We start from the raw sequence: 18,477 nt of genomic DNA on the forward strand, positions 1-18,477 counted from the left end.
CCGCTCCCGGCCGGGGGTGGACCGTGCGCGGCCTCCGGACGGGGTGCGTGATGTGTCATGCTCGCGTTCATGGGGCGGGGGAACTCGAGCAGAGTCCGCCGGCGGAAAGGCAACGGGCGGCCTGCGCGCACCGAAGGGGCGCACGCGGCGCATGTCGCACCTGCGCCGCCCGAGGCGCCCCCTGCGCCCCGGGCGTACGCCGGACCTCTCGACGGAGTGCTCGGCAGCACGCCGTTCAGCCTTCGGCAGCTCGACGGGCAGACGGTGCTGCGCATCGGTGAGTGGGAATCGGTCGTCGGACCGGACACGCAGGTGCGGCACCGGCAGCACCTGTTGTGGAACAGCTTCGCTGTCGCGGCCCCGGGCCGGCCCATGTTCGTCCACCGCTACCACCTGCCATGGGGCCTGCAGTTGCTTGCGCAGTTCGAGTCCACCCCGGACTTCTTCGTCGCCCAGATGGACGACCCGGGCCTTGAACTGACGGTCAGGCTCGGCGGCATCTCCGCCTGGAGCCCTGCCACGAACGCGGAGCGCTGAGCGTTCTGCCCCGGCCGCCCCTGTCGGTGGGTGGACGGACCGCATCGCGCCGCGTGTCGAGCCGCTCGACCACCCCGATGCTGCGGAGCCTGTTTCCGGTGTCCGAAGTCTGCCTGGTCAGCAGCCAGTTGAGCGATTGATCACCTTTTGCCCGCGGAGTTCTGCTAATCCTATGACCGGGGTTACGGGCATCGGCCCGTCGCAGCGCGTGCGCGCTGTCTGGAGGGGATACACGTGAGTACGACATCACGGGATGCGGTCGTCGCCGGCGAACAGAAGGCCGTGGACCGCGCCTACGACTGCTACGAGGCGCGCCTCGCGGAGATGACGGAACAGTCGCCCGCCGCGGCCTCCGCCAGCGGCAAGGACGGCACCGCCGCCAGGATCGAGGCGGAGGCCAAGGCCGAGGAGTACGGCGGGCTGGGCGGCGAGGCCCTCGTCGTCAGCAGGGTCGACGTACAGGAGCCGGGCGCGTCGGCGGCCGAGACCTTCTACATCGGGCGCCGGAGCGTGTTCGACGTCGAGACCCGTGACCAGGTGGTGGTCCTCTGGACGGCCCCGATGGCCAGGAAGTGGTACAACGCGCAGCCGGAATCGCCCGGGGAGGTGCTCCTGCGACGGCAGTTACGCTGCTCGGAGCGCACGGTCGAGGACTTCCTGGACGAGATCGTCCCGTCTGCGGTGCCCGGCGCCGACACCGACATCGACGCCTACACCGACACAGACGAGCAGGGTGGACCGGCGTACGACTCCCTTGACGGGACGGCCTACGACACCGCTGCGGAGCCCGCAGCCGCCGAGGACCATGGCCCCGGCACCGTCCCCTCACCTCGTGACGGCGCCCGCCGGCGCCGGAAGAAGCCGCAACAGGTGGACGAGTTCCTGCTCCGGGAACTCCACCGCTCCCGCAGCGGGCGGATGCGCGACATCGTCGAGACGATCCGCCGCGACCAGATGGCCCTGGTCACCGGCTCACCGGCGGACGTGCTCGTGATCCAGGGCGGACCGGGCACCGGAAAGTCCGCGGTCGGCCTGCACCGCGTGACCTGGCTCGTCAACAACGACCACTTCCGCCCACAGGACATCCTGGTGGTCGGACCGCACCAGAACTTCCTGGAGTACGTGGGGCGGGTGCTGCCCACCCTCGGCACCCGCAACGTCAACGCCGTCCAGCTCGACCGCCTCTGGGCCGGTGAGGTCCGCGGCACGGACTCCCCCAAGGCGCGGCTGGTCAAGTCCGACGACCGGATGGCCACCGTCCTGCGGCGGCGCGTGGAGCGCGAGTGCAGACCGGACGCACTGGATTCCCTCGTCACCGCCCCCTCGCACGAACAGGACGAGCCGGACTTCGCCGTCGGCGTCGGCAGTACGCTGCTGCGCCTGCCGCGCTCGGAGGTGCTCGGCGTTCTGCGTGAGGCCCGCGAGGGCAGCGGCGCCTACCGGGCGCGCCGCGACCGGTTCCGGACGCTTCTCGTCGACCGACTGCTGGGCGCCCTGACGCGACTCGCCCCGCGGCGCGGCACGGACGAGACGATACGCAGGGATCTGGAGCGCAACCGGCAGGTGGTGGCACTCGTCGAGCGGACCTGGCCGGCGCTGAGCCCGGAGGAGGCCCTGCGGAGTCTGCTCAACTCACCTGACAGGCTGGGTGAGTGCGCGTCGCAGGTGCTCGGCGAGAGTGAACAGGCCGCGCTCCAGCGGCCGAAGGCCGAGAGCGCGGGGGAGGAGCCCTGGACCCTCGACGACTTGGTGTGTCTGGAGGAACTGCGGTTCCTCATCGCCGGTGAGACCCCGCAGCGGTACCGGCACATCGTCGTCGACGAGGCCCAGGACCTGACACCGATGCAGGCGAGGTCGCTGCAGAGGCGTTGTCCGACCGGCTCGATGACCGTGCTCGGCGACCTGGCGCAGGCCACCGGCCCCCACACGTATGCCGCTTGGGGCCGGCTGGGCGGACTGCTGTCCGGGCAGGGGGACTGGCATGTCGCGGAGCTGAACACCAGCTACCGCGTGCCGGCTCAGATCATGGAGTTCGTGGCTCCCCTCGCCGGGGAGGTCGCGCCGTCGCTGCCCTTCCCCGCCGCCGTCCGCCGGGCCGACGGGGAAGCCGTACGGCTGGTCGCGACGACACCGTCCCAGCTGCTGGACGACGTGGCGGCCCGCGTGATCCGCCTCGTCGGTACCGATGACGGCCGCTCCCCGAGGTCGGTCGCCGTCATCGTGCCCGACTCCCCGTGGCGGGAGCAGGTCCGCCGGCACGTGGACCTGATCGAGGGCATGGCCCCGGAGCGGCTGCGAGCCGTGTCCGTGCTGGCGGCGGCCGAGGCCAAGGGCATGGAGTTCGACCATGTCCTGGTCCTGGACCCGTCGGCCATCGCCGGCAGCGGACCCGCGGGGCTGCGCCGGCTGTACGTGGCACTGACCCGCAGTACGCAGAGCCTGACCGTTCTTCACACGTCACCGCTGCCCGAGGCGCTCGGGGGAGGTTCCGATGACGCGGCCGGCGAGGAGGCCCCGCAGGTCGGCGCCGATGTGCGGGTCACGGTGCTCGGGCCGGGACCGGGGTCGCACTGGCGGGTGCAGGCTCTCTCGCCCGAGAGCGAGCGCACGTTCCTCCTCGTCCCGCGCCACGGTTCACCCGTTCCCGTAGCCGGATCCACGCTGGACGGCTGGGTGATCCGCAATGAGGGACGGGTGAGTCTGATCTCGGCCGCCGACTTCGGCCGCAGGCCCGTCTCGCCCGGAATGGCGGCCCGTTACGCGGCGGCACTCGACGTCATGGACGAGATCGCGCGCGGCGGCGGCACGATCCCGGCCGATGCCCCGGCCCGGCTTTCGGAACTGAAGGGCATGGCCAACCGGTGTCTGCGCCGGGACCAGGCCGACTGGCTGAGTGTCTGGCAGTTGCTCGGGCGTCCTGACGCAGACCGGCTGGCCATCCTGCGCGACCTCGCGAGGAGTGCACGGGAAGCGGTCGCCGCGGGCGATCCTGCGCGTGCGGCCGCGGTCGCGTCGGAGCTGACGCGCAGCGGATGGGCGGACGCGCTGAGCGATGCGCGGGAACTTCTGCGGCGTGGCCCCGACACCACGGACGAGGCCGAGAGCGAGACCGCACCGGTGGAGGTCGTCGAGCACGAGGCGGGCGTCGTATCCGCCGACGAGACCACCCCCGACGCCGGGGCCGCACCCGCCGGCGAAGACGCCCCCGAACCCGCCACCGATCCCGAACCCGCCACCGCCACCGGCACCCGACCGGAACCCTCCGGGTCCCCGGAGACAGAGCACCAGAAGGAGCACGACGTGCAGGCCATCGCCATCGAGGACATCGAAGTGACAGCCACCGGGCTGCTGTACGACCTGGCGACCGCGGCGGAGGCCGACCGGAACTGCAACACCCATGAGGCAGTGCGGTTCGAGCTGATGGCCGCCCTGCTGCGGGCCGGCCTGAAGCCGTCCGACGCACCCCTCGTCGACGTCAGCCGCACCGGCGAGGACGGCCGCTTCCTGTACGAAGTCCTCGGCGCCCAACGCTCCGCGTACGCGGACCTGCGTGCCGGAGCGACCCGTCTGCTGGAGGTCAACCACGCTCAGCCGCAATCCGCCGACCGCCTGTACCTCGTGCTCTCCGAGCCGCCTGCCGACGCGTGGGCGGCGGACACCGTACGAGCGGTGTTCGGTGTCCATGTGCTGTGGCGGACGGTGGACGGCTGGGGCGGGGAGGACAAGGAGACGGCGCTCGGCGGCGAGGCGGCGTCCGCTCCCTGAGGCCGGGACGAGACCTGACCCCCAGTCAAATGTCGGTGCGTTATTTGATTTACTGACATTCAACGAAGTCTCTACGATTCGTTCACCATCCAAGATCCCGCCGGGGGACTCGCACGGCGGGATCGCCTTTCACTGGGGACACATACATGCGCATGCGTGCCACCGGCGCCGCCCTTGTCGGCGCCCTGGCTCTGACCGCCCTTGTCGTTCCGGCCGCTCAGGCCGGAGCGGCGGAGGTCGAAACCAAGATCACCAAGGTGGTCGTGAACGGCGGCAAGGACGTCGTCCTGGGCACCAGGGCCGAGAAGACCGTCACCGTCTCCCTGACCGCCACCCATCCGGACGGCATCGAGCAAGGCCGGCTCTACCTGTGGCACGACGACGGTACGGGCAAGGCGGACAACATCGTCTTCGGGAACGAGGACTGGGGCACCTGCACCGAGATCGACGACACCACCTCCATCTGCAAGCAGACCATCACCTTCGACCCGCTCCTCACCCCGGGCCGGAACGAACACGCGGGCACCTGGAGGGTCTCCGCATGGGCGATGGCTCCCGGTGGCCAGGACACGCGGGACGAGACGAAGACCGTCCGGATCCAGCGCGCCTCCAAGCTCACGGTCAACGCGGGTCCGGAGCCGGTCACCAAGGGCAGGAAGATCACCACCACGGGCAAGCTCACCCGCGCCAACTGGGACGAGGGGTCTTACAAGGGCTACACCAACCAGCCGGTGAAGCTGCAGTTCCGCAAGGCGGGCACCAGCACCTACACGACCGTCAAGACGGTCAGGACCAACTCGACGGGCAACCTGTCGACGACGGTGACGGCGTCGAAGGACGGCTACTGGCGCTGGTCCTTCGCGGGCACGACCACCACTCCGGCGGTCAACACCACCGGTGACTACGTCGACGTGAGGTAGTCCGCAAGACCGGCGCAGGCCACCGGCCCCACAGAGGCCCGGTGGCCCGCGCCGGCGCGGAAGCGCCAACGCGCCAACCCCCGGTCGGACTTTGGCCGAGCCTCCTGCTTTACTGCGGCTCAACGGAATCTCTACAATCCGTCCACCATTCAAGATCCCGTCGGGGGGAACACGCGACGGGATCGCATTCCACTGGGGACACATACATGCGCATTCGTGCCACTGGCGCCGCGATCGTCGGCGCCCTGGTTCTGACCGCCCTTGCCGTTCCGGCCGCTCAGGCCGAAGAAGGCCCGGCGGGCCCGAGGAAGACCACCTTCTCCGCCAAGGCACCGGCGGACGAGGTCCTCGGCGACACCAAGATCACCAAGGTGGTCGTGAACAACAACAAGGACATCGTCCTGGGCACCACGGCCCCCAAGACCGTCCCGGTCACCCTGACGGCCACCGACGCGGCCGGTATCCAGGACGCGTGGGTCGAGCTGTGGCACGGCGACGACTGGGACTCGCCGGACGCACTCGCAGTCCCGAACGAGTCCGTCTGCAAGGTGGTCAATGCCACCACGTCCACCTGCACGATGAACATCACGATCGACCCGCAGCTGGACCTGGACAAGAACACCCTCGCCGGCACCTGGAAGGTCACCGCCTACGCGTGGGGCAAGGACGGCGACTTCGTCGAGAAGGACACGTACAAGACGCACCGCGTCCAGCGCGCCTCGAAGCTCACGGTCAACGCGGGTCCGGAGCCGGTCACCAAGGGCAGGAAGATCACCGTCACGGGCAAGCTCTCCCGTGCCAACTGGGAGACCTCCACCTACAAGGGGTACGCCGACCAGCCGGTGAAGCTGCAGTTCCGCAAGGCGGGCACCAGCACGTACTCGACCGTCAAGACCGTCAGGACCAACTCGACGGGCAACCTGTCGACGACGGTGACGGCGTCGAAGGACGGCTACTGGCGCTGGTCCTTCGCGGGCACGACCACCACTCCGGCGGTCCACGCCACGGGTGACTACGTCGACGTGAGGTAGTCAGCGACGCAGACAGGCCACCGGCCCCGCAGGGGCCGGTGGCCTGTCTGCGTGGAACAGCCGGTTCGACCGACCCCCGTCAGGTTTTGGCCACGCTTGGCCGGTTTGCTGCGGCTCAACGGAATCTCTACAATCCGTTCACCATTCAAGATCCCGTCGGGGGGAGTCGTACGACGGGGTCGCCTTTCAGTGGGGACACTCATATGCGCATTCGTGCCACTGGCGCCGCGATCGTCGGCGCCCTGGCTCTCTCCACCCTTGCCGTGCCCGCCGCACAGGCAGACAACTCCCTGGACCGCAAGGACAAGTCCGCGCTGGTTCAGGCCGTGCGTGCCGCACAGCAGGCGGACTCCGGCGCTGCGCAGGCGTCCGGCCGCGCCGCCTCTGCCGCCGAGGACGGGGTGCCGTACGAGCTGGACCTCTCCTTCTCCCAGGTGAAGGTCAACAACGGCAAGCCGATCGTCGTAGGCGTCAGCAACCAGGTCACCGTGCCCGTCACCTACACCGTGACGCACGGCGCCGACGTCGACATCTTCGCCCCCGACTTCCTCATGGACGTCGAGATCTACCGCGGCGGAACCGACTACTGGAGCCAGACCCACGGCCTCCTCGGCGACGAATGGCCGGTCTGCACCGCGGTCTCCTCCACGGTGGCGACCTGCAAGGGCACCATCGACATCTACCCCGAGTTCGATCTGACCCTCGCGGACGCCACCACCTGGAAGACCTACGGTTACGCCGTCGCGTACAACGGTCAGGACCCCGAGGACGAGAACATCGACCTGAGCCAGGTCGGCGTCGTCGAGCAGGACCCGCTGGGCGTCACCACCAAGCTCCAGCGGTACTCGAAGCTGACGGTGAACGCCTCCCCGGAGCCGGTCGTCAAGGGCAAGACCATCACCGTCACGGGGAAGCTGACCCGCGCCAACTGGGAGACGCACAAGTACGCGGGCTACACCAAGCAGCCCGTGAAGCTGCAGTTCCGCAAGGCGGGCACCAGCACGTACACCACCGTCAAGACGGTGTACACCGACGGTTACGGCAACCTGAAGACCACGCGTACGGCCTCCACCGACGGCTACTGGCGCTGGTCCTTCGCCGGCACCTCCACCACTCCGGCGGTCAACGCCACCGGTGACTACGTCGACGTGAAGTAGTCCGTCACGTAGCCCTCGTCTCTGCGTCGGCAGGGAAGCGGCGGTCGACCCAGCGCCAGGTGAACTCCAGAAGCGCTGCGGCGGCCGCCGCAACGGCGACTGCCGCCCATGGCATCGTCGTGCCCACGAGCTTCAGGGCGAAGAAGTGCTGGAGCCACGGCACCACCAGCACCAGCAGGAACGCTCCGCCCATCGTCGCCACCAGCGCGATCCGCCACCACGTGTAGGGCCGGGCGATGATGGCCAGCACCCACATCGCGACCAGGAACAGCGTCAGCGTCGCCGCGCTCGTCTCCGCGTCCAGGGCGCCCGGTCCGCTGTAGTGGGAGCGGGCCAGCAGATACGTGCAGAACGTCGCCGTCCCCGCGATCACACCCGCCGGGATCGCGTACCGCATCACCCGGCGCACGAAGTTCGGCTTCGCCCGCTCCGTGTTCGGGGCGAGCGCCAGGAAGAACGCCGGGACGCCGATCGTCAGCGTCGACAGCAGTGTCAGATGGCGGGGGAGGAACGGGTACTCCACCTGGCTGCACACCACCAGGATCGCCAGAAGCACCGAGTACACGGTCTTGGTCAGGAACAGCGTGGCGACGCGGGTGATGTTGCCGATCACCCGGCGGCCCTCCGCCACCACCGACGGCAGCGTCGCGAAACTGTTGTTCAGCAGCACGATCTGGGCGACCGCCCGGGTGGCCTCCGAGCCCGTGCCCATCGATACGCCGATGTCCGCGTCCTTCAGCGCCAGGACGTCGTTGACGCCGTCCCCCGTCATCGCCACCGTGTGCCCGCGGGACTGCAGCGCGCCGACCATGTCCCGCTTCTGCTGCGGGCTGACCCGGCCGAAGACCGTGTTCGCGGCCAGCTCCTCGGCCATCGCCGACTGCTCGGCCGGCAGCCGCCGCGCATCCACCGTGTCCGCCGCGCCCGGCAGTCCCAGCTTGCCCGCCACCGCGCCGACGGCGATCGCGTTGTCGCCGGAGATGACCTTGGCCGCGACGTTCTGCTCGCCGAAGTACCGCAGCGTGTCGGCAGCCTCCGGCCGCAGCCGCTGCTCGAGCACCACCAGCGCCGTCGGCTTCGCGCCCGCCGCCACGTCCGCCGCGTCCAGTTCGCCCGCGGTCCGGACCAGCAGCAGCACCCGCAGCCCCTGCTGGTTGAGCTGGTCGATGTCTGCGAGCACCGGGTCCCCTGGCGGCAGCAGCACATCGGGAGCGCCCAGCAGCCAGGTGGACTCCTCACCGTTGCCCTCGCTGAAGCTCGCCCCGCTGTACTTGCGCGCCGAGGAGAAGGGCAGTGACTCCGTGCAGCGCCAGTCCTCGCTGTCCGGATATGCGTCGATGACCGCCTGGAGACTCGCGTTGGGCCGGGGGTCGGACTCGCCGAGCGCGCCCAGCACCTTGCGTACGTACGGCTCGTCGGCACCGCCCAGCGTCCGCAGCTCCGCGACGTCCATGCCGCCTTCGGTCAGTGTGCCGGTCTTGTCCAGGCAGACCACGTCCACGCGTGCCAGGCCCTCGATCGCGGGCAGTTCCTGCACGAGGCACTGCTGGCGGCCCAGACGGATCACTCCGATGGCGAAGGCGACCGAGGTGAGCAGGACGAGGCCCTCGGGGATCATCGGGACGATCCCGCCGACCGTACGCGCCACCGAGTCCTTGACGTTGGTCTCCTTGACGACCAGCTGGCTGATGACGAGCCCCGTGGCGGTGGGGATCATCATCCAGGTCACGTACTTGAGGATGGTGCTGATGCCGCTGCGCAGCTCGGAGGCGACCAGGGTGAAGCGGGACGCCTCCTCGGCCAGTTGTGCCGCATACGCCTCGCGGCCCACCTTGGTCGCGGTGAACGCGCCGCCGCCCGCGACCACGAAGCTGCCCGACATCACGAGGTCGCCCGGCTGCTTGACCACCGGGTCCGCCTCGCCGGTCAGCAGCGACTCGTCGATCTCCAGGCTGTCCGCCTCGGCGACCTCGCCGTCGACGACGACCTTGTCACCGGGCCCGAGTTCGACCAGGTCGTGCAGGACGATCTCGGAGGTGGAGACCTCGGAGGCCACCCCGTCGCGCCGTACGGTCGGTTTCGCCTCGCCGATGACGGCGAGTGAGTCCAGCGTCTTCTTGGCACGCAGTTCCTGGATGATGCCGATCCCGGTGTTGGCGATGATCACAAAGCCGAAGAGGCTGTCCTGGATCGGCGCGACGAAGAACATGATCACCCACAGGACGCCGATGATCGCGTTGAAGCGGGTGAACACATTGCCGCGGATGATGTCGACGGTGGAGCGCGAGCTGCGTACGGGTACGTCGTTGATCTGGCCCAGCGCCACCCGCTCGGCGACCTCGGCGGTCGTCAGTCCGGTCGGGGACACCCGGCGCCGGGCCGTGCCGGGGGGTCGGGTGGGAGGGTGCACGGGGTCGAGTTCGGCGCCCGCGCTGATGACGGGTCCGCTCGGCTCGGGGCCTTCGGTGCCGGTCCACGGCGGCTGCGTCATGGTTTCGACGGTACGGCCGACGGCCCGGGTTCACCCCCCGAGTGACGCGTTCTCATCGGGACGCGTTCTCAGGAGTCGGAGTTCTCCGCCGTCGGGGCGGTGTCCGCGTCGGCGGCCGCCTGTGAGCGCTTGATCGCCGCTTCCCGGCTGCGTACGTACCAGATGCCGATGAGTCCGAGGCCCGCACCGGCCAGACAGGTCCACACCCACCAGGTCAGATCGCGGTCCGCGAACCAGCCGTAGAACGGGACCTGGACGAGGAACATGACGAACCACAGGATCGTGCCGCCGGTGATGGTGGCGACGATCGGCCCCTCAAGGGGTTCGGGTGCCTCGTGCCTGGGGGTCCACTTCGCCATGCCGACAGTGTAGGCGGCGCTTTTCGTACGCCGACGGGCCAGGTCCGCCAGGGGTCTACGCGCGGAGATACCGATCTTCCTCTTATATGTTCATACTGAACGAGTTTGCGTCCGACCGGTTTCGTTCGTATGAACCTCCAGGGAACCGGCCTGAAATACGACGAGGTCTCGCATGCCCCCCACGGCCACCGCCCCTGCGGACGTCCAGCCGCCGCAGCAGCAGCCGTCCACAGGCTCCAGCCGCCTGGACCGCTTCTTCAAGATCTCCGAGCGCGGCTCCACGGTCGCCCGCGAAGTCCGCGGCGGATTCGCCAGCTTCTTCGCGATGGCCTACATCATCGTGCTGAACCCGATCATCCTCGGCAGCGCGAAGGACATGTACGGGCACCAGCTCGACGGCGGCCAGCTGGTCACCGCCACCGTGCTGACCGCGGCCTTCTCCACCCTCCTCATGGGCGTCATCGGCAATGTCCCGATCGCGCTCGCGGCCGGTCTCGGCGTCAACACCGTCGTCGCCCTCCAGCTCGCGCCCCACATGTCCTGGCCGGACGCCATGGGCATGGTCGTGCTGGCCGGCTTCGTCGTGATGCTGCTGGTCGCCACCGGGCTGCGTGAGCGCGTGATGAACGCCGTGCCGCTGAGCCTGCGCAAGGGCATCGCGATCGGTATCGGCCTGTTCATCATGCTGATCGGCCTGGTCGACTCCGGTTTCGTCTCCCGTATCCCCGACGCCGCCAAGACGGTCGTCCCGCTCCAGCTCGGCAGCGGCGGGCACCTGCTCGGCTGGCCGGTCCTGGTCTTCGCCCTGGGTGTGCTGCTCACCTTCGCACTGATCATCCGCAAGGTGCCCGGCGCGATCCTGATCTCCATCGTGGCGATGACGGTTGTCGCCATGGTCGTCAACGCGGTCGCGGGCATCCCCAGCTGGGGCCTGACCACGCCAGAGTGGCCCGGCAACCCGGTCGCGACGCCCGACTTCGGCCTGGTCGGCGAGGTCAGTCTGTTCGGCGGCTTCGAGAAGGTCGGACTGCTGACCGGCTGCCTCTTCGTCTTCACCGTGCTGCTGTCCTGCTTCTTCGACGCGATGGGCACGATCCTCGGCGTCGGCGACGAGGCCAGGCTGATGGACAAGGACGGCAACTTCCCCGGCATCAACAAGGTGCTGATCGTCGACGGCATCGCGGTCGCCGCCGGCGGCGCGAGCTCCGCCTCCGCCAACACCTGCTTCGTGGAGTCCACCGCCGGCGTCGGCGAGGGTGCCCGTACCGGTCTCGCGTCCGTCGTCACGGGTGCGCTGTTCGCGGTGGCGCTGTTCCTCACGCCCCTCGCCACGATGGTGCCGTCCCAGGCGGCCACGCCCGCGCTGGTGGCGGTCGGCTTCCTGATCCTGGCCGGTTCCGTCAAGGACATCGACTGGAGCGACTTCACGATCGCCGTCCCGGCGTTCCTGGCGATGGTGATCATGCCGTTCACGTACTCGATCACCAACGGCATCGGCATCGGCTTCATCGCCTTCAGTGCGCTGCGGCTGGCGGCCGGACGCGGCCGTGAGGTGCCGGCCGCGATGTACGTGGTGTCGGCGGTGTTCCTCTTCTCCTACGCGATGCCGGCGCTCGGCCTCACGTAAGCAGGGGTTTCGTGTGCCGTGAGGCCCCGCCCCGGCGGGGCCTCACGGCACCCCGTAGAACTTCTCGGTCTCCTCGACGGCCGCCTTGAAGCGTTCGTCGAAGTCGTCACGAATGAGCGTCCGCAGGACATAGTCCTGGACGCTCATTCCTCGTTTGGCGGCGTGCGCCCGGAGCCGGTCGAGCAGCTCACCGTCCATCCGCAGGCTGAGCACTGTCGATCCCATAGCAGCCAGCGTCGCCCCATGGCTGCCTTCTTTGCGTCACTTTTCGGATCACTCTCACTCATTCGGGTGAGTCCGGCATCTCGACCGTCACCCCGTGGCGTGTACGCCGGTGCGGACGCGCCGAATCCGGTGGTCTTTAGGCAAGGTAATGAGTTAGGCTAAGGACCATGCCTGACCTTCGCCACGGTACTGACGCAGATGTCGCCGCCGTGAACTCCCTCCGCTCGGCCGTGATGCGGCTGGGCAGGCGCCTGAAACACCAGCGCGTCGACGAATCGCTGAGTCCCACCGAGATGTCGGTGCTCGGCACCCTCGCCCGCTGCGGCTCGGCCACCCCCGGTGAGCTGGCCCGCAAAGAGCATGTGCAGCCGCCGTCCATGACCAGGATCGTCGCGCTGCTGGAGGCCAAGGGACTGGTCCGGCTCGAACCGCACCCCGACGACCGTCGGCAGAAGGTGGTCAGCCAGACCGAGGAGGCCGAAGCGATGCTCGAGCAGAGCCGCCGCAAGCGGAACGCCTGGCTGGCCGCCCTCGCCGAGGGCCTCGACGATGACGAATGGGACAAGCTGCGCGCCGCCGCTCCCGTCCTGGAGAAGCTCGCGCACCTGCCCCCTCCCGTCCGGGGCTAGACCCCGGACCCCCGCAGTTTCCCGACGCCGAGGAGGCGAACCCTTTTGAGTACGGGATCCGGAGCAGACTCCGCCCCCGCACCGACCGCCACCGACACCCCCGCCCGCACGACGGCCATGTTCAGCTCGCTGAAGATCCGTAACTACCGGCTCTTCGCGACCGGGCAGGTCGTCTCCAACACCGGCACCTGGATGCAGCGCATCGCCCAGGACTGGCTGGTCCTGAGCCTGACCGGATCCGCGTCCGCCGTCGGCATCACCATCGCGCTGCAGTTCCTGCCCATGCTTCTCTTCGGCCTGTACGGCGGGGTGCTCGCGGACCGGTTGCGCAAGCGGCCGCTGCTGATCGCGACCAACACCGCGATGGGCCTCACCGGTGTGGCGCTCGCCGCGCTCACCCTGAGCGGCCACGTGCAGGTCTGGCACGTCTACCTCACGGCCTTCCTGCTCGGCCTCGTCACCGTCGTCGACAACCCGGCGCGCCAGTCGTTCGTCGCCGAGATGGTCGGACCGGACCAGCTCGCCAACGCCGTCAGCCTGAACTCCGCGAACTTCCAGTCCGCGCGCCTGGTCGGGCCCGCCGTCGCCGGTGCGCTGATCACCGCCGTCGGCAGCGGATACGCCTTCCTCTTCAACGGCCTGTCGTTCCTCGCCCCCATCGCCGGCCTGCTGCTGATGCGCCCCGCCGACCTGCACAGGGTCGAGCGTGCGCCGCGCGGCAAGGGCCAGCTGCGGGAGGGACTGACCTACGTCGCGGCTCGCCCCGAGCTGATCTGGCCGATCGTCCTGGTCGGCTTCATCGGCACTTTCGGCTTCAACTTCCCGATCTGGCTCTCCGCGTTCGTCGACGACATCTTCCACGGCGACGCCGGTACGTACGGCCTGCTCAACACCCTGATGGCAGCCGGTTCGCTGGCGGGCGCGCTGCTCGCCGCCCGGCGAGGCACCTCGCGGCTGCGGGTGCTGGTCGGCGCGGCCGTGCTCTTCGGTCTGCTGGAGATCGTGACCGCCTTCGCCCCGGCGTTCTGGATCTTCGCGGTGATGATGGTGCCGATCGGGATGTTCGGCCTGACCGTCAACGTCACGGCCAATTCCAGCGTCCAGATGGCGACGGACCCGCTGATGCGGGGCCGGGTCATGAGCCTGTTCATGATGGTCTTCACCGGCGGCACGCCCCTCGGCGCACCGCTGGTCGGCTGGGTCACCGACACCTACGGACCGCGGATCGGCTTCGCGGCGGGCGGCACGCTCGCCATGCTCGCGGCGGTCGGCGTCGGCGTGATGCTCGCCCGGGTCGGCGGACTGCGCCTCTCGGTGGGCTGGCACCACGGACACCCGCGGCTGCGCTTCGTACCGCGGGAGCAACTGGCGACGGCGGCGTAGTCGCGGGGCGGGGGCCGGGCCGCTGCGCGGGGCCCTGCCCGCCGGCCGGCGGGAACGCCCTTCGAACGTTGTCCCCTCGATCGCCTGGCGGGCCGCATTACCGGTCCGCCGGCACAATGCGGCCCCGGGGGAGCGGGAGGCGCGGGATCCGGGCAGAGCCCCGACGGGCAACGTCCCGCTCATGAAGCCGTGTGGGGGGTCCCCGGACGACGTACCGGGGAAGATCGATGCGCGGGTGTCCGGGGCGTCGCCTCCGGGAAATGGTCGCACCGCGGGGCCACGCCCACGGCACACTGGGGCGCATGAGACTCTTCGCCGCAGTGGTCCCGCCCGCAAGGGAAGCCGATGAACTCGGCCGCGCCGTGGACCGGTTGAAGTCCCTGCCAGGCGCCGACGACCTGCGCTGGACCGGCCGCCCCGGCTGGCACTACACCCTCGCCTTCATGGGCGAGGTCGACGACAGCCTGCTGCCCGAGCTGCACGAGCGGCTCAGGCGGGCAGCCCACCGCACCGCCCCCTTCCAGCTGCGGATGCACCAGGGCGGACACTTCGGCCGGCGGGTCCTGTGGGTCAGCGCCGCGGGCGGTCTGGAGGACATGCGCCTGCTCGCCGAACGCGCGGACGCGGCTGCCCGGCGCTCCGGGGTCAGCATGGAGGAGCACCGCCGCTACCAGGTGCATCTGACCGTCGCGCGCAGCCGCCACGACGCCGACCTGCGTCCGTTCGTCGACGAACTGGGCACCTTCGAAGGCACGCCCTGGGACGTGACCGAGCTGGCGCTGGTGCGCAGCAATCTGCCGGTGAGCGGGACGGCGGGCGAGGAGCCCCGGTACGAGGTGGTCGGGTCCTGGGAGCTGGGGGGCGCGGGTTAACCTCGTCGGGTGAATCCAAAGACCCGAAACCAGATCATGGCCGGTGTGCTGGTACTGCTGTTCATGATCATCGCCGCGGCGGCCGTGGCAGGCCAGTAGCCCTTACGGGCCCGGCCCGCGCACGGCCGCTACCGCGCGACGTGTCCCGTCACCGGGCTCACCGAGATCACCAGGCGAAGGCCTCCGGAGACGGCCCCGGACCGGGGAAGATGTCGTCCAGCCCGGCCAGCACCTCCTCGCTCAGTTCCAGCTCGATCGCGCGCAGCGCGCTCTCCAGCTGCTCGGCGGTGCGCGGCCCCACGATCGGCCCGGTCACTCCGGGCCGGGTGAGCAGCCAGGCCAGCCCGGCCTCGCCCGGCTCCAGACCGTGCTTGTCCAGCAGCTCCTCGTACGCCTGGACCTTCTCGCGCATCGAGGTGTTCGCGAGCGCGTCCGCGCTGCGGCCGCTCGCCCGCCGGCCGCCGGCGGCCTCCTTCTTGAGGACGCCCCCGAGCAGACCCCCGTGGAGCGGCGACCACGGGATGACCCCGAGGCCGTACTCCTGCGCGGCCGGGATGACCTCCATCTCGGCGCGGCGCTCGGCCAGGTTGTACAGGCACTGCTCGCTGACCAGACCGTACGAGCCGAGCCTGCGCGCGGTCTCGTTGGCCTGGGCGATCTTCCAGCCGGGGAAGTTCGAGGAGCCCGCGTAGAGGATCTTGCCCTGCTTGACCAGGACGTCGATCGCCTGCCAGATCTCCTCGACCGGCGTGCGGCGGTCGACGTGGTGGAACTGGTAGAGGTCGATGTGGTCCGTCTGCAGCCGCTTGAGGGAAGCGTCCACGGCGCGGCGGATGTTGAGGGCGGAGAGCCGGTCGTGGTTGGGCCAGGCCTCGCCGTCCGTGCCCATGTTCGCGTAGACCTTGGTCCCGAGGACGACCTTGTCGCGGCGGCTCGCGTCGCCGGCGAACCAGTTGCCGATGATCTCCTCGGTGCGGCCCTTGTTCTCGCCCCAGCCGTAGACATTGGCGGTGTCGAAGAAATTCACACCCGCGTCGAGCGCGGCGTTCATGATGGTGTGGCTGTCGGCCTCGTCGGTCTGAGGCCCGAAGTTCATGGTGCCGAGGACGAGTCGGCTGACCTTGAGTCCGGTGCGTCCGAGCTGCGTGTACTTCATGGGATACAAGCCAACGCCTTCGAGCGCACTCGAGGCAAGGGACGCCGGACCGTGGCGGGTTGCGCCGCGCGCGGGACCTTGCCGGGTCCCGGACACGGTGGTGGAGAGGTGATCAGGTCAGGCGCCGCTGCCACTGCTGTGTGATCTGCGGGCCGGGAGCGACGCTCAGTCTCGGGGGAAGTCCGCGGTGGTGAGGGTGAGGCCGACCGAGGTGTGGCTGAGGTCGAGGTCCGTGCCGAAGACGACGGTCGTCTCGGTCATGTAGTCGTCGCCCTTGGGCTGGGTGTAGAGGTGGCACTTGCCCTGGTAGGGGTCGGCGATGAGGTAGACCGGGACCTCGGCGGTGGCGTAGGCGGTCTTCTTCGGGCCGTAGTCGTTGTGCCCGGTGCCCTTGGAGATCACCTCGGCGACGAACTCGACGTCCTGATATCGCCAGCGCCCGTCGGCAGTCTTGCTCGCGCCGTCGGTCAACACGGTCACGTCGCTGGCAAACCCGTTGAGATGGCCGGGGTAGTCGACGCGTACGTCGGATTTCACACACGTGCGCGGGTACTTGACGCGCAGTTGCTCGACGATGTCCAGGATGATCTCCCAGTGGCTGTCCCGCTGTGGCGACATGAACACGGCCCCCTCGACGATCTCGACCTTGTAACCCTCGGGGGTGGGCTCGAATCGTTCGAACAGCGTGTCCAGAACGGTCTCGTCGCTTGTGTCGGCCATGTCGATCCTGTCGTCTACGACGGTCATCGTGGCGCTCCTCCCCGGCTGCCGCTCGAACGGGCAGCCGCGCAGTACAACGATACGCACGGTGACCAGGTCACGTACGGGTTGTCGCCAGGACCGAGCCGCGTCATGCATTCGGGCGCCCGGCGTACTCACGCGCCCCCGAACCAGCCCGCCGCGTCCAGGCGGAAGCTCTCGGCCGGGACCACCTGGCGCAGGGTCGACTCCAGCTCGCGCAGACGCTCGCCGCCGACGGTCCCGGCCCACTCCGCGCGCAGCTCGTCGAAGATCGCGGCCGAGCGGGCGAGCGCGTCCAGGCCGTGCGGGGTGAGGCGGACGAGCTTGCGGCGGGCGTCGGCGGGATCGTCGGCGCGCTCGGCGTAGCCCAGGGCCACGAGGCGGTCGACCGTCTTGCCCGCGGCCTGCTTGGAGACCCCGAGCCGGCGTCCGATCCCGCTGGCGCTCGCCCCGTCGGGTCCGATCGCCTGCATGGCGAAGCCGTGGGCGGGCCGGACGTCGGGGTGACCCTGTGCGGCCAGCTCGGCATGCAGCCTGTCGATCAGAGACCGGAACCCGGCGAAGAGGAGCAGCGGCAGCTCGTAGCCGGGCGGGTCGTAACCGGGGGTGCCCGAAAGCCCGTTGCGCCGATCGACAACCTGGTTTACCTTTTCCGTATCGTCAACCATGTTGTCCATCATAGGAGTTGTCGTGTCAGCCTTCTTCGTCGATCACACCCTGGAGTCCGCCCCGCCCGCGTCCCGCCGTTCCATGGAGGCGGTGACCCGGAACCTGGGGCAACTGCCCCAGGCGGTGGCGAGGCTCGCCGCCTCGCCGCACACCCTCGACGGCTTCCTGGAGCTCAGCGCGCTCTTCGAGCAGACGACGCTGGCGCCCGTCGCGCGGGAAGTCGTCATCATGACGGTGGCCGTGCGCAACGAATGCCACGTCTGCGTGGCGATGCACACCGGCAAGCTCCGGAAGCTCGGTGCGGACGCCGAACTGATCGCCGCCCTCGTCGAGCAGCGGCCGCTGTGCGACGAACGCCTCGAAGCGGTACGGCGGTTCACGCTCGATGTGCTCGCCGCATCGGGCGGGGTGGGGGACGAGGCGCTGCGCGCCTTCTTCGCCCACGGGTTCACCTCGCAGAACGCCCTGGAGGTGGTCATGGGGATCGGTACGTACACCTTGTCGACGTTCGCCAACCGGCTCACCCGCGCGCCGCTCTAGCCTCGGGCTCTGCACAGGACGCAGGCCTGCATGTCGGCTGCCGGATCGCCGTCGCCGAGCCCGATCCGCCGGTGGCCACCGTCCTTGACGAGCATCAGTTCCTGGCGCTGACCGGTCTTCTCGTACGTCAGCCGTACCGGGTTGAAGTAGGGAACGGCGGAATCCGGCACCGTGACCTCGACGTGGCCGTCGGCCGCCTCGCCGTACTCGCGCACGTACGTTCCGGCCATCGGCCCGGGCTCGTGGTACGCCGGGCCGGAGAGTTCGGCGAGCCCGTTCGCGTCGCGGGCTTTGAGCCGCTGCACGTAGGCCCGTACCAGGGTGTCGACGTCCGCGGCGGTGCGCGCCGCATCCGGGTGCTCGGACTTCTCCGCC

At 69.6% G+C, this 18,477-nt stretch carries 17 protein-coding genes; 10 read left to right on the forward strand and 7 right to left on the reverse strand.

What is annotated here, in order from left to right:
• The first annotated feature begins 69 nt into the window (after nucleotides 1–69).
• The 5 genes from OHS70_RS20250 to OHS70_RS20270 all read left to right on the forward strand — a co-directional run bounded on the left by OHS70_RS20250 (nucleotide 70) and on the right by OHS70_RS20270 (nucleotide 7,410).
• The gene (locus tag OHS70_RS20250) at nucleotides 70–537 is read left to right on the forward strand and encodes a hypothetical protein (RefSeq protein ID WP_328399200.1); all 468 of its coding nucleotides are present in this window, start codon (nucleotides 70–72) and stop codon (nucleotides 535–537) included.
• 234 nt (nucleotides 538–771) lie between these two features.
• Nucleotides 772–4,302 (forward strand): ATP-binding domain-containing protein, encoded by a 3,531-nt coding sequence (locus tag OHS70_RS20255; RefSeq protein ID WP_328399201.1) that lies wholly within the window; start codon nucleotides 772–774, stop codon nucleotides 4,300–4,302.
• A gap of 146 nt (nucleotides 4,303–4,448) precedes the next feature.
• On the forward strand, nucleotides 4,449–5,222 hold the full coding sequence (locus OHS70_RS20260; protein ID WP_328399202.1) for a calcium-binding protein: 774 nt from the start codon (nucleotides 4,449–4,451) through the stop codon (nucleotides 5,220–5,222).
• Between the two features lie 206 nt (nucleotides 5,223–5,428).
• Complete coding sequence (locus OHS70_RS20265) at nucleotides 5,429–6,253, forward strand: calcium-binding protein (RefSeq protein ID WP_328399203.1); 825 nt, start codon at nucleotides 5,429–5,431, stop codon at nucleotides 6,251–6,253.
• A 203-nt stretch (nucleotides 6,254–6,456) separates the two neighbouring features.
• Nucleotides 6,457–7,410, forward strand: a complete 954-nt coding sequence (locus tag OHS70_RS20270) for a hypothetical protein (RefSeq protein WP_328399204.1) — start codon at nucleotides 6,457–6,459, stop codon at nucleotides 7,408–7,410.
• Nucleotides 7,411–7,414: 4 nt separating this feature from the next.
• Here the strand turns inward: OHS70_RS20270 and OHS70_RS20275 are convergent, their stop codons facing one another.
• Together OHS70_RS20275 and OHS70_RS20280 are read right to left on the reverse strand one after the other, a co-directional pair.
• A complete protein-coding gene (locus OHS70_RS20275; protein WP_328399205.1) occupies nucleotides 7,415–9,901 on the reverse strand; it encodes an HAD-IC family P-type ATPase in 2,487 nt (828 codons plus the stop codon).
• Nucleotides 9,902–9,969: 68 nt separating this feature from the next.
• Nucleotides 9,970–10,260 (reverse strand): DUF2530 domain-containing protein, encoded by a 291-nt coding sequence (locus OHS70_RS20280; protein ID WP_328399206.1) that lies wholly within the window; start codon nucleotides 10,258–10,260, stop codon nucleotides 9,970–9,972.
• 172 nt (nucleotides 10,261–10,432) lie between these two features.
• Here OHS70_RS20280 and OHS70_RS20285 point away from each other — a divergent pair, with 172 nt between their 5' ends.
• Nucleotides 10,433–11,887 (forward strand): NCS2 family permease, encoded by a 1,455-nt coding sequence (locus tag OHS70_RS20285; protein ID WP_328399207.1) that lies wholly within the window; start codon nucleotides 10,433–10,435, stop codon nucleotides 11,885–11,887.
• 42 nt (nucleotides 11,888–11,929) lie between these two features.
• On the opposite strand, the gene OHS70_RS20290 is transcribed toward OHS70_RS20285, so the two are convergent.
• Nucleotides 11,930–12,112, reverse strand: a complete 183-nt coding sequence (locus tag OHS70_RS20290; protein ID WP_328399208.1) for a ribbon-helix-helix protein, CopG family — start codon at nucleotides 12,110–12,112, stop codon at nucleotides 11,930–11,932.
• Between the two features lie 167 nt (nucleotides 12,113–12,279).
• On the opposite strand from OHS70_RS20290, the gene OHS70_RS20295 reads away from it, so the two are divergent.
• From OHS70_RS20295 to thpR, 3 genes are all read left to right on the forward strand, one after another.
• Nucleotides 12,280–12,741, forward strand: a complete 462-nt coding sequence (locus OHS70_RS20295; protein WP_328399209.1) for a MarR family winged helix-turn-helix transcriptional regulator — start codon at nucleotides 12,280–12,282, stop codon at nucleotides 12,739–12,741.
• A 45-nt stretch (nucleotides 12,742–12,786) separates the two neighbouring features.
• Nucleotides 12,787–14,124, forward strand: coding sequence for an MFS transporter (locus tag OHS70_RS20300; protein ID WP_328399210.1), 1,338 nt, complete (start codon nucleotides 12,787–12,789; stop codon nucleotides 14,122–14,124).
• Nucleotides 14,125–14,426: 302 nt separating this feature from the next.
• Entirely contained in the window at nucleotides 14,427–14,996 is a 570-nt protein-coding gene (thpR, locus tag OHS70_RS20305) for an RNA 2',3'-cyclic phosphodiesterase (RefSeq protein ID WP_328399211.1), read from the forward strand.
• A 166-nt stretch (nucleotides 14,997–15,162) separates the two neighbouring features.
• Here thpR and OHS70_RS20310 read toward each other — a convergent pair whose 3' ends face one another.
• From OHS70_RS20310 to OHS70_RS20320, 3 genes are all read right to left on the reverse strand, one after another.
• A complete protein-coding gene (locus tag OHS70_RS20310) occupies nucleotides 15,163–16,152 on the reverse strand; it encodes an aldo/keto reductase (protein WP_328399212.1) in 990 nt (329 codons plus the stop codon).
• A gap of 165 nt (nucleotides 16,153–16,317) precedes the next feature.
• Nucleotides 16,318–16,899 (reverse strand): Uma2 family endonuclease, encoded by a 582-nt coding sequence (locus tag OHS70_RS20315; RefSeq protein ID WP_328399213.1) that lies wholly within the window; start codon nucleotides 16,897–16,899, stop codon nucleotides 16,318–16,320.
• Between the two features lie 128 nt (nucleotides 16,900–17,027).
• The gene (locus OHS70_RS20320; protein ID WP_443062628.1) at nucleotides 17,028–17,570 is read right to left on the reverse strand and encodes a MarR family winged helix-turn-helix transcriptional regulator; all 543 of its coding nucleotides are present in this window, start codon (nucleotides 17,568–17,570) and stop codon (nucleotides 17,028–17,030) included.
• Between OHS70_RS20320 and OHS70_RS20325 the strand changes: the two genes are divergently transcribed.
• The gene (locus OHS70_RS20325; RefSeq protein WP_328399215.1) at nucleotides 17,560–18,102 is read left to right on the forward strand and encodes a carboxymuconolactone decarboxylase family protein; all 543 of its coding nucleotides are present in this window, start codon (nucleotides 17,560–17,562) and stop codon (nucleotides 18,100–18,102) included. The two genes, OHS70_RS20320 and OHS70_RS20325, sit on opposite strands and share 11 nt — an antisense overlap.
• Here the strand turns inward: OHS70_RS20325 and OHS70_RS20330 are convergent.
• Entirely contained in the window at nucleotides 18,099–18,407 is a 309-nt protein-coding gene (locus OHS70_RS20330; RefSeq protein ID WP_328399216.1) for a hypothetical protein, read from the reverse strand. The two genes, OHS70_RS20325 and OHS70_RS20330, sit on opposite strands and share 4 nt — an antisense overlap.
• Between the last annotated feature and the right edge of the window lie 70 nt (nucleotides 18,408–18,477).

Source organism: Streptomyces sp. NBC_00390, from assembly GCF_036057275.1.
Taxonomy (GTDB): domain Bacteria; phylum Actinomycetota; class Actinomycetes; order Streptomycetales; family Streptomycetaceae; genus Streptomyces.